The sequence below is a fragment of the Streptomyces sp. NPDC092045 genome, assembly GCF_044756005.1.
GTDB lineage: Bacteria > Actinomycetota > Actinomycetes > Streptomycetales > Streptomycetaceae > Streptomyces.
This window is the reverse complement of sequence record NZ_JBIVSC010000041.1, coordinates 1-10,382: the sequence shown is the minus strand read 5'-3', so window position 1 is coordinate 10,382 and position 10,382 is coordinate 1. Positions and strand designations below refer to the sequence as shown.

Genomic DNA, 10,382 nt, shown 5'->3' with positions numbered 1-10,382 from the left:
CGCCACCCGCTACGACAAGACCGCCCAGTCCTACGAAGCAGCCGTCACCCTCGCATCACTCCTGATGTGGGCGTGACATTTGACGACAGAACCTAACGAGCTCGTGCACGGTAGGCGGTAAGTCGTCAGGCCTCGAATGGTTGATCATGGCCGGGTGGTGGGGAATGCGTCTCGTGCAGTGATCATCAGCAACCGCCGGATCACGGGCCTGTCGGCCGATGTGATCGCTGAACTCATCGCCGAGGTGGGTCCGTTGTGGCATGAGCGTCAGCAGGCCAAGCTAGCCTCTCGACCACGGAAGCGGGCCGTGGGCGCCGGCGCGAAGCACCGGCTGGTGTTCGCCGACCGGCTCTTGGCCGCCCTCGTCCACCTCCGTCACGGGGCCACGCACGATGTGCTGGCCTGCTGGTTCGGCGTGGACCGCTCCACCATCACCCGGGCCATCGGCGAGGTGCGGCCCCTGCTCCCCGAGCGAGGATGCACCGTCAGTCCCGACGTGCGGCTTCGGACCCTGGCCGAGGTCGTCGACCACCTCGGCGCCAGCGGGAAGACCGGCATCATCGACGGCACTGAGATCCGGGTCCGGCGGCCCGCCGTCGGACGCAAGGACCGGGATAAATTCATCTCCGGCAAGAACAAGCAGAACGCCGTCAAGCCCATGGTGGTCACGGACGGCGAGGGGCGCGTGCTGTGGTGCAGCCCGACCAAGCCCGGAAGCTGCGCGGACATCACCCACGCTCGCCAGTCAGGGCTGGTCAAGCTCCTGGCCGACGGGCCCGCGGTCGAGATCCTTGCCGATGCCGGCTACCAGGGCCTCGGCGCCCAGACCGGCGGACACGTGGTGACTCCGCCGCATCGCAAGTTCAAGAAGAACGCTCCGGACTGGTACGAGGAAATGCACGAGCGGCAGCGCAAGGCGCACTCCTCACGCCTATCCGGGTCGAGCACGGCATCACCCACCTCAAGAACTGGCGGGCGCTGGCCCGCCACCTCGGCCGCCGCGAGCACATGAGCGACACCGTCCAAGCCGTCGCCGGTCTGCTGTCTCACCAGCAGACCGCAGACCTGGACGCGCGACGGCAGAGGTGAACATCGGGTCCCGTCGAAGTCCTCGACGTCTCACCCCTTACCGTGCACGAGCTCGTTACGCCGACAGGCCCTCATCCCTCCGCCACCATCGGCGGCGCTGCTCCGGCGCCGCCGGGGCGACGTCGTCCTCGTGCCTCAACATTCTGCGCGCGGCCGCAACGAGGCCCTGCGTCTTCCGATCGATCGCGAATTCGCGTGTGTCCTGTTCTCGCGGCCACCCGTTCAACGCGAGTTCCGGCAGAACTCTCGATATCAACTCCTCGGATACACCAGAGATCTGGCTGAGGGCGAAGCGCGCTCGACGCCAGGCTTCATCAAGCTCTGCGTCCCCAGCGTCCCCTAAGTCCGCTCGCCTTGCGACAGCGGCCAGTTCGGCTACATCCTCCTGCGCCTGCTGGGCTGTGGCAGTATCTCCCGGGTCGGGGCTTTCCAACTGCTTTTGCACCTTCATCTGGACGTAGTAGGGCTGCCCTGTATTAATAGCGAGCATCAGCGCGAACTGGACGTCCTCATTCAATTTTATCGCTGCCGACACAACGGTCTCGGATGCGATCAGTTCGATCTCCGCCTGCTTCTGATCCAACGCATGCATCAATTCACGTGCGAGGGCCGCAGCCTCGCCATTCAAGCAATCTTCCTGGTAAAAGCTACTGATCAAGCGGCGTGCGTCACGAACCCCCTGGATGTACTCAGCAATCTGGACCTGCTGGATGGTCCACAGAGCCGACACATGCTGTGCCGTCGCAGCGATCTGGGCTGCTTCGCGGGCCGCCGACGCCTGGTCCTGGCCGCTCCTCGCCTGGATCTTCGCGCCGATGATGCTGCCGGCGAGGCCGCCCACGATGGCGATGGCAGCTACCAAGACGGCGAAGATCTCGGGGTTGTCCTCAAAGTACTGTCTGAATGCGTTCACTGGTACATCATGCCGAATCTGCACTGGACGCAGCAGAGTTATGACGCCACCATCGTCGGCGCTGCTCAGGCACCGTAGGGGCGACGTCATCCTCGGACTTCAACAACTCGCGGGCGGCGTCGACCATGGCCGCCAAGGACTTGCCGAACTCACGATCAACCTCGTCCAGGCTCTGACTAAGAGCCTCTAGGGAAGTTGCTTCAAAACAGTGGGTACTCAGTACGCTGACGTGTCGCGCAGATAGTCCAGGCACTGCGCTCAGGGCTTCTTCTACTGCGCTATAGTCCCCACTTTCTTCGTCAAGGGCGCGAATGGCCGCGTGCGCAGCAGCGCCGCTCGTGCCGTAGTCAGTGAGGACAAGATCCGTCAATTCACGCCTCGCGCGAAATACCGGACTACGTTGCCGAGCGTGATCCAATACGGCCCTAGCGGCTGTAGCTGTCTTTTGCCCCGCTTCCACGACAGTCTTGGGAGCGATGAGTCGAATCTCAGCCGAGCGCAGGCTCATCGCCTGGTACGCGGTTTCACACCTGTCCCGCGTGGCTTCAACGTCGTCGTCGGCAACCCGGTACAGGAGCAGGCTGAGCCGGACCAGTTCACGGGCGCTATGGATGAACTCCGCAATCTGCACCTGTCGTATCGTCCACAGCGCCGCTACACGCTGAGCCTCGGCAGCGATCTCCGCCGCTTCTCTCGCCGCCGCCGCCTGGACTCGACCACCCTTTGCCTGGATCTTCGCACCGCGGACACCAGCGAAGTACGAGCCAGCGATCGCAGCGATTGGCACCACTACAGCGAAGAAGGCAGCGTGGCCCTCGAAGAACACTCTGAACGCATTCACCGGCACATCATGCCGAACGCCCCCGCGCCCCGCCCCGGAAAGGAAGAACATGTCACCGACACCCCCTCCGGCGTCGCTGGCTGCCGCTGCCGGTCCTACCCGACCACCAGAACCGAGACCCCGTCGCTTGCACCCCGCGGAGTGCAAGAAGGCGATCGACTTCCCGACCACGGTCTCCTCCCCCGTGACCGCACCGACACCAGCATCCCTTCCCGGCACTGACGCCTCCAGCGAACCCTGCTGCGGTGACCCTGACGCCTGCTGCGACTGCATCTGCCCACCCCAGGAAGACGGCGAAGACGAACGCCGCCGCGCCGACGACTGCGGTGCCCACGGAACAGACGGGATGCATCGCCGCCGGCCTTGTCGCCAACACCTGCGTGGGAAAGTCCAGGGCATGACGATGCCGGAGGGCCTTGAGCGAGTACTGCCTGAGATCGTCGGACGCGATATGTTCGACGCTCTCGTCATCAGGACCGACTTCAGCGACGACGAGTCGTGGACTACGGTGGTTGGGGAGCTTCGTCAGCCGTGGGGGCCGGACGACGAGTTTCCCGCAAGGGTGCAGGTGGTCGACGCGCCCGCTTGGTCGGGAGCAACAGCTGATGAGGTTCTTGCCGCGGTGGACGAAGACGAATACCTGAGCGTCGTCTTCGTCGCCGACCGCCACACGATGCAGTCGCCGGCGCGGGCGCTGCTGGCTTTGACGACGGTCTGGGAGGACGAGGGCGACCTCGATCCCGTCTACTACCAGGAACTCATCGAGTCGCCGGAGCCCCGGGAGTTCCGATCCGCGCCCGCTGCAGTGCACGATATTCACGTGAACGTGACGCTCGGCAACATGGGCTTCGCCGAGTTCGCCGCAGCCGCTTCCGCAGAGCCCGATCAGGTCCTGCGGCCCGTCTGACCGGTGCAGCGGGCAGCCGTTGCCTTGGAAGGTGCGGTTCGTTCGTCGGGGCGTGTCGTTGAGTAATGCGCAGTGGGCGCGTATCAAGCCGTTGCTGCCGGATCGGACGCCGAGGCGGGGTGGGCTCTGGCGGGATCATCGGCAGGTGATCGACGCGATCGTGTTCAAGTACCGCACTGGGATCGCCTGGACAGACCTTCCCGAGCACTTCGGTTCGTGGAAGGGCGTCCACAACAGGCTGCGAAAGTGGGCGGCCGATGGCACCTGGAAGAGAGTCTTCACCGCGTTGCTCGCCCAGGCCGCCTGACGTCGGTCGGCGCCGTCGCCACCGCGCTACAGCACCCACAGGAATCCGCAAGCACTCACGGGCTGCCCACCACTCCCCGCGGGCTCAGCTTCCCGCGCGGCGCTGCCAGTGGGCGCGGTGGGGACGACGGCGCCCCGGTGACGGATCGGGAGCGGTCTCCGGCGAGGAGAATCCGCCCGGCACCGCGGCGCGCTGCGTCGGCTGCGGCACGGCCGGGGCCGCGGGGATGGAAAGTGTGGGCTTGCCCGTGGCCAGGATGGTGATGTGCGGGATGTTCTGGGCGCAGGTCTGGCAGACCTCGGCCAGTGTCCAGACCTGGCCGACTGCCGGGTTGTGCACGAGGACCAGGAAGCTGGGGCCGGCGCAGTGGACGCGGGTTTCGTGGAGGGCGCACTGGTCGCTGCCGCAGCTGCAGGCGGCGTTGGGGCGGGCGCCGGCCAGGCGGCCGTGGGCTTTGGCGTGTTCTGCGGCGAAGCGCCGCATGCTCGCGGCGTCCTTCGTACGGGGCGGCATCCGGCACGCGGCGGTGCTGCAGGTGACGGACACGGTGTGATCGGGGTGGCCGGTGAGGCGGACCGTCCAGGTCCGTCCCGGCAGGCGTGCTCCGGGCATCTGTGGCAAGTCGGGTCCCGTCGTCGTGCTGGTAGGGGCCGGCGTTCTTGCTGGCTCGGGAGGGAGCCGGGTGCGTACGCCGTTTCACGGAAGGGCCGCCGGCGGCGCGAGGCGCTTTGGGTCAGAGCGCGCGCAGGACGGCGACCACCTTGCCGAGGATAGTCGCGCTGTCGCCAGGGATCGGCTGGTAGGCCGTGTTGTGCGGGATCAGCCAGACCTGGCCGTTGTCACGGCGCAGGCGTTTGACGGTGGCTTCGCCTTCCAGCATGGCCGCAACGATGTCACCGTGGTTGGCGGTGTCCTGGCGTCGGACGGTGACGATGTCGCCGTCGCAGATGGCGGTGTCGATCATGCTGTCGCCGACGACTGTCAGCGCGAAGAGCTCGCCTTCACCGACGAGGTGCCGCGGCAGGGGCAGGACGTCTTCGACGGCCTCCTCGGCAAGGATCGGCGCGCCGGCGGCGATGCGGCCGACGAGCGGGACCTGCACGGCTTCCGGCGCCGTACCGGAGTGGTCGGCGGGCTGGCCGCGCGTGACGCGGTAGGCGCGGGGCCGGTGCGGGTCCCGGTAGAGCACGCCCTTCTTCTCCAGCGCCACGAGCTGGTGCGCGACGGAGGAGGTGCTCCGGAGGTGGACGCCTGCCCCGATCTCCCTCATCGAGGGCGGGTACCCCTGACGGGCGACGGCCTGCTCGATGAAGGCCACGATGGCGGTCTGGCGGGTTGTGAGTCCGTCCGGGCCCGAGCGGGTGACACCGGGCGGGCGCCCAGGGCGGGTTTCGGATTCGGCGACGTACATGTGGTGCTCCCCCCTGAAGGGATCTTGCGTGCAGGGACAGTAACCCGCATACCACCCGGGAAGGAACATCTTTTCGATAACAGGGCGTGCCGTGCTCGCAGCCGGTGGTGAGGGGCCGGAGGGCGGAAGATGCCCCTGGGCCGCTTGTCCATGAATCACGACCAGCTCGCCGACGCTCTCGCCCACACGAGCCGCGACCGGCGCAAGGCCTGACCGCCGCGCGGTGGGAGGTCCTGCACGGGCACGGTCGTGGTCAGGCCACCGTGATGCGCAGGACGTACGGCTCGCCCGTACCGATCGCCTGCGCCTGTTCACGGAGGTCCGCGTCCGTGAAGCCGAGCAGCGCCTCGTCGGCGGCCCGGCGCAGCAGCGGGAGGATCTCGGCGACAGGCCGGCCTCGGTGCGCTTCGGCGAGCTGGGCGAAGGCCCGCTGGTAGGGAGCTCCGTACGTGCTCGCGCTGTCGGTCAGCAGGTGGTCAAGGTGCTGTCGCTCGATGCTGATCTCGCCCATGGCCCGCTCCTTCGGTCCTCAGGGCCCCGTCCGGTCCGGGGCCTCGTCTTCGACGCTACGAGGCCGGTCTGACATCGACCCCCGACCCGGCATGGGACGCGCCCCGGCCGATGAGGTCCTGGAGCTGCTCGCGGACGGGTGGCGGCAGCAGCCCCTCGGCGGCGAGGAGGTGCCACTGGCAGCCGGGAATGCGCTGGTCGAGCCGGTGGAACTCCCCGAGCTGGTAGAGCAGCACCAAGGCGTCGAGGGCGTGCTGGACGGGGGGCCGGTCGCGTTCCCTCAGGGTGCTGAGCACAGCCAGTCCGGCCATCGCGTAGCGGCCGTTCATCCACTCCAGGGCCGCCTCGCCCAGGTGCCCGGCAGCGAGTTCCTCCTCGACCCGGTCGCACAGGTCCAGGGCCCACTGCCGTACGCCGGCGGCAGTCTTCCAAGTCCGCGCCAGGTCCTGGAGCGGAGCGGTAGCGGCCAGGTCGTGCAGATGGTCGCGGGCATCGCGCACCGGGCCGAGAGCCAGCTGGTTGTCCTCGGTGAGGACCGCGTCGGCGAACTCGGGCACGTCGTTACGGGTGGTCTCGACCAGGGACGCGATCGGGTTGGCCGTCGCGGTGGGGTTCATCGCACGCAGCAGGTCGCTGATGTCCTCCAGGGACATCGTTCCGTTGATGGCTGCGGCGGCCGCGGCCAGCGCGGCGTCCTTGGGCGTGGCGGTCGGCGTGCCGGGGTTCTTGTCGAGGGCAGTGAGCTCGGGCGGAGGCCAGGTGTGTCCGGCGGCGCGGACGAGGCGGGCGATGCCTTCGTCGATCCGCCGGGCCCGGGCGGGGACCAGGGTCACGGTCAGGCCGGCGTCGGCGATGTGGTCGGCGAGGTCGTCGAGCCGTTGTTCCGGGTCGGTGTCCGGTTCGTCGTCGCCGGGGACGGTGAGAGTGTCCACCGCGGCGGTGAAGGCGGCCCGTACCGTCTGCTCCGGTACGGGAAGCTCTTCGTCGAACAAGAGCAGTGCCACGTCGGTCGGGCGCTTGCCGCGGTCGGCGTGACGGGCGAGGCCTAGGACGAGGTCGAAGCTCTCGGGCGCCGGGGTGGAGGTGCTGCCCTTGCCCCGGCCCAGGCCTCCGCCGGGGACATTGCCAGGCAGCAGGCGGCGACTCCTCCAGATCTCCAGCATCTTCGCGGTCACGGTGAAGCCGTGGCGGTGCGCGTGGTCGAGCAGCAGCTGATCGGCCGCGCTTGGGGTGTCAGTGGACATGCCAGGGAAGGTACCGACGCCCTTCAGGGCTATGACGGGGCTTTCACCTCATCCGGTGACTCCCTGCGGAACTGGAGCCACAGGGCTACCCCATGACGTATCGGTGGCGCCTCTTTAGAGCCCCCCTACCTCCGCCGGGTCACCTCGGATCTCGTCCGCTCAAATGACATGGAGCTGAAGGGGGGTTGCGTGGCTAACTCCCCGAACCCGCACTGTGCCGCCCAGGACGGGACGTCAGTGCGCGGCTCTTCATGCTCAGCCCGTCATCACACAGAGACAAGGACACCACCATGCTCACCGACGTGCTCACCGGCTGGACCGCGGAGACCCTGGGCGGCCTCACGCTGCTGGCGGGGGCCACAGCGTGGGGCTGGATCCGTCGGCGCCGGAACCAGGCCGTTCCCGCCCCGGCCAGCGCGGCCGGCGAGGTCGTGCGGCCGGTTCGCACCTACACCCTGCTCGGAGCCCGGGCTGCTGACGGCCAGCCCGTCCACCTGCCCAGCAGCCGCCCCGCTGGCATCCGGGTCACCTGGACCGGCGCTGCAGGTAAGACGGAGCAGTTCGAGTTGACCGATGCCGTACTGCCCGACGGCACCTACGCGGCGGAGCGGGTATCGGCATACCCGGGGTCCAACCCCCTGTGACTGGAGTTCACTGAGACGAGTCCTCACAGGCCGGAGGGAAGTCCCGTGGAGTTCCACGTCATCCGGCCGTCCGCCAACGCCTTTCAGCAAGGTCTGACCGAGCACCAGGTCCTGGCGGTCGCCCGACGCGCGTTCGGCCCGGGCGCCGAAGTACGTTCCGCGAGCAGCACCGGCTCGGCAACGAAGCCCGCGTCCGGGATTCCTATCCGCTGGCCGAGGAGTTGTCAGCTCTTACGTCCTGACGGCGACGGGCGCCTCCCTGCCCGGGAGGCGCCCGTCGGGTGGTGCGGTCACGAAGTTGGTAGGACCCGGCCGAGGACGGAGGCGATACCCCGCGGGTGGACGAGGCCGGCGCGGACGAGGTGGGTCTAGTCGTCGGCGCAGTCGACGATGGTGAGGTGGTTGGCCGCCGGGCAGACGCCGCCGTCCACGACGACGGCATCGAGGTCGGCGTCGAGGTCGGCGTCGGTGAGGAACTCTTTGGCCTCGGCAAGGGTGATGGCCGGACCTCGGTCGTCAGGCCAGGCGTCCCCGGAGACGTTGACAGTGGTCCAAGGCGTACAGACCCTACTGAACTGCAACTATTCATGATGAAAGAGGCTTATTGATTGCTCAGCCACAGAACGGAAGCCCCGATATGGGACGTCGCAATTCAAGGTGCGGAGGTACCGGAGCTGCTCGGCCCCCAGGGCCGAGCAGCGGAATCACCCACCGGCATCGGCCACGCTTACATGCTTTTGAACGTCACGGCCGGCACCACCCGAGACTCAGCAACGCTGGTGCCCTCCACGGCCCGCAGAGGACCGGCGAGGCCGCACGCGAAGCCGCGCACGCCACGACGGGGTCCGGCCAGCGGACTCTGATGCTGCTGCTAATGAGTAGATCCCACGGTGTGGCGGTGCTTGATCACGACGGGGAGAACCGGTATCACGCACGCGCGCGCTCTAGAGGCAAGAGCCGTGCATTTTTGCAGGTCAGAGAATCGGAGCCAGAAAGATATGTCAGCCTAGGGCTGACATATCTTGGTCTCGACGTCAGCCGGTCCTGACCGACCAATGTCGTTTCGTGGCAGTACTGCCACGAAACGAAGCGCAGTGTGTCAGCGGGGGGTTCGAGCCGGATCCGGAAGCGGAGGTCAGCCCAGGGCTGACGTACGGGTGACTTTCGTGTCGGCGCTGCCGCGTTTTCGTGGCACTACTGCCACGGTTCTCCGCTATGGTTCTGGCACCATGACGATCAAGGAGGCAGCGACCCCATGAGCTCAGGGCCTCTGGACGGCAGCGCAGCACCGAAGCTGCCCGGCGTCCCGTCGCGTCGCCGGCGGCGTCCGAAGCCGCCGCCCACCGCGTACAACCGCTCTTCCAGCTCCACCATCGAACTGCCCGCCGGCCATGCCGCCCAGGTCTTCCCGGTCGGCTCCAGCACAGGGTTCATCGGCGAGGCGTTCTCCATGGACAGCCTGGAGTTCATGCGCTGGGCCGCCGTCCGCTACGACAGCGACCGGTTCGTGCTCGTGGTGCTGTTCCACCTGATGGGTTCGCAAAAGCCCGGCGGCCTGATCGAGGCCAAGCACGATGACGTTGCCGAGACCCTCGGGTACAGCCGGCCTCACATCAGCCGTGTCTTCAACGTCCTGGAGGCCGACGGCGCGCTCCGCAAGCTCCAGCGGGGCCTCTACCAGCTCAACCCGGCCGCGTCCCTCAGGGGAGGGCTCAGGGAGCCGCAGAAGGGCGAGAAGAAGCGCTCCAAGGCGGGTATGGGTGACAGGGTGGAGCAGCTGGACCTGCTGCGCGAGATCATGGAGGACCCGGACGCACCCGAAGCGTTCCGGGCGATGGCCGCTCCCGGCGCGACACTGGAAGTGCGCAAGGAGTCGGATGGGGAAGGGAAGACCACGTCATGACGTCCGCTCCCGAGGAATGGGTTCCGCGCCGTAACGTGCTGTGGGGCAGCTTCAACGGCCTCGCGTACGTACCGCGGCTTCCTCCCACCGCTTACACCCTGCTGCTGCACATGATGACCGAGCAGGAGCCCGGCGGCCTGGTCGTCGCCACCCACGACGAACTCGCAGCCGGCCTCGCGATGGAGCGAGGCATGATCAGCCGCGCCATGCCGCACCTGGTCGCCGCCCGACTCGTCACCGTGGTCCGTCGCGGGCGCTTCCAGCTCCACCCGATGATCGCCGCTTTCAACGATCCCCGCGAGCAGCAGCGAGCCGTCAAGACCCTGCCCCGGGACATGCGGCTGGACGTCGGCGACTTCGAAGACGAGTACGAGTACCGCTTCCAACTCCACCTGGACGAGAAAGCCCGCAAGGCCGAAGCCAAGGCCAAGGGCAACGTCACGCCCATCACCAAAACGACCCGTCTCAAGCGCGTCCACTGACCCGGCCGCCCGGCCGGGTGACACGGCGCCGCACCCTAACTGATCGTTTCAGAATGAGTTCGGCGTAGGGGCTTGGCAGTCGGGTTGGGTGACGGCACAGTGGTTCGGGTGTCGGATGATCTTGTGCCTGA

General features: G+C 67.6%; 13 protein-coding genes. 6 read left to right on the top strand and 7 right to left on the bottom strand.

What is annotated here, in order from left to right; translation table 11 throughout:
• Window positions 1-178 precede the first annotated feature (178 nt).
• Window positions 179-1,012 carry a transposase family protein gene (locus ACIQKA_RS34845; protein WP_402543401.1) on the top strand — a complete coding sequence of 278 codons (834 nt, stop codon included), beginning with the start codon at window positions 179-181 and terminating at the stop codon, window positions 1,010-1,012.
• Window positions 1,013-1,144: 132 nt separating this feature from the next.
• Here the strand turns inward: ACIQKA_RS34845 and ACIQKA_RS34840 are convergent, their stop codons facing one another.
• Both ACIQKA_RS34840 and ACIQKA_RS34835 read right to left on the bottom strand, forming a co-directional pair.
• Window positions 1,145-2,002 (bottom strand): hypothetical protein, encoded by an 858-nt coding sequence (locus tag ACIQKA_RS34840; RefSeq protein WP_402543400.1) that lies wholly within the window; start codon window positions 2,000-2,002, stop codon window positions 1,145-1,147.
• Between the two features lie 7 nt (window positions 2,003-2,009).
• Window positions 2,010-2,843 (bottom strand): hypothetical protein, encoded by an 834-nt coding sequence (locus ACIQKA_RS34835; protein ID WP_402543399.1) that lies wholly within the window; start codon window positions 2,841-2,843, stop codon window positions 2,010-2,012.
• A gap of 397 nt (window positions 2,844-3,240) precedes the next feature.
• Here ACIQKA_RS34835 and ACIQKA_RS34830 point away from each other — a divergent pair, with 397 nt between their 5' ends.
• Window positions 3,241-3,750, top strand: a complete 510-nt coding sequence (locus ACIQKA_RS34830) for a DUF6924 domain-containing protein (RefSeq protein WP_402543398.1) — start codon at window positions 3,241-3,243, stop codon at window positions 3,748-3,750.
• Window positions 3,751-3,781: 31 nt separating this feature from the next.
• Window positions 3,782-4,057, top strand: coding sequence for a transposase (locus ACIQKA_RS34825; RefSeq protein ID WP_402543397.1), 276 nt, complete (start codon window positions 3,782-3,784; stop codon window positions 4,055-4,057).
• Between the two features lie 84 nt (window positions 4,058-4,141).
• Here the strand turns inward: ACIQKA_RS34825 and ACIQKA_RS34820 are convergent, their stop codons facing one another.
• From ACIQKA_RS34820 to ACIQKA_RS34805, 4 genes are all read right to left on the bottom strand, one after another.
• Window positions 4,142-4,669, bottom strand: a complete 528-nt coding sequence (locus tag ACIQKA_RS34820) for a hypothetical protein (RefSeq protein WP_402543395.1) — start codon at window positions 4,667-4,669, stop codon at window positions 4,142-4,144.
• Between the two features lie 121 nt (window positions 4,670-4,790).
• A complete protein-coding gene (gene lexA / locus ACIQKA_RS34815) occupies window positions 4,791-5,468 on the bottom strand; it encodes a transcriptional repressor LexA (protein WP_402543393.1) in 678 nt (225 codons plus the stop codon).
• Window positions 5,469-5,721: 253 nt separating this feature from the next.
• Window positions 5,722-5,979, bottom strand: coding sequence for a hypothetical protein (locus ACIQKA_RS34810; RefSeq protein WP_402543392.1), 258 nt, complete (start codon window positions 5,977-5,979; stop codon window positions 5,722-5,724).
• Window positions 5,980-6,034: 55 nt separating this feature from the next.
• The gene (locus tag ACIQKA_RS34805) at window positions 6,035-7,222 is read right to left on the bottom strand and encodes a hypothetical protein (protein WP_402543391.1); all 1,188 of its coding nucleotides are present in this window, start codon (window positions 7,220-7,222) and stop codon (window positions 6,035-6,037) included.
• Window positions 7,223-7,512: 290 nt separating this feature from the next.
• Between ACIQKA_RS34805 and ACIQKA_RS34800 the strand changes: the two genes are divergently transcribed.
• Entirely contained in the window at window positions 7,513-7,866 is a 354-nt protein-coding gene (locus ACIQKA_RS34800; protein WP_402543389.1) for a hypothetical protein, read from the top strand.
• 368 nt (window positions 7,867-8,234) lie between these two features.
• Here the strand turns inward: ACIQKA_RS34800 and ACIQKA_RS34795 are convergent, their stop codons facing one another.
• Window positions 8,235-8,447 carry a hypothetical protein gene (locus ACIQKA_RS34795; protein ID WP_402543387.1) on the bottom strand — a complete coding sequence of 71 codons (213 nt, stop codon included), beginning with the start codon at window positions 8,445-8,447 and terminating at the stop codon, window positions 8,235-8,237.
• 674 nt (window positions 8,448-9,121) lie between these two features.
• Here ACIQKA_RS34795 and ACIQKA_RS34790 point away from each other — a divergent pair.
• Window positions 9,122-9,769 carry a helix-turn-helix domain-containing protein gene (locus tag ACIQKA_RS34790; RefSeq protein WP_402543386.1) on the top strand — a complete coding sequence of 216 codons (648 nt, stop codon included), beginning with the start codon at window positions 9,122-9,124 and terminating at the stop codon, window positions 9,767-9,769.
• Window positions 9,766-10,251, top strand: a complete 486-nt coding sequence (locus tag ACIQKA_RS34785) for a hypothetical protein (protein WP_402543385.1) — start codon at window positions 9,766-9,768, stop codon at window positions 10,249-10,251. Before ACIQKA_RS34790 ends, ACIQKA_RS34785 begins: the two co-directional genes overlap by 4 nt.
• The last annotated feature ends 131 nt before the right edge of the window (window positions 10,252-10,382 follow it).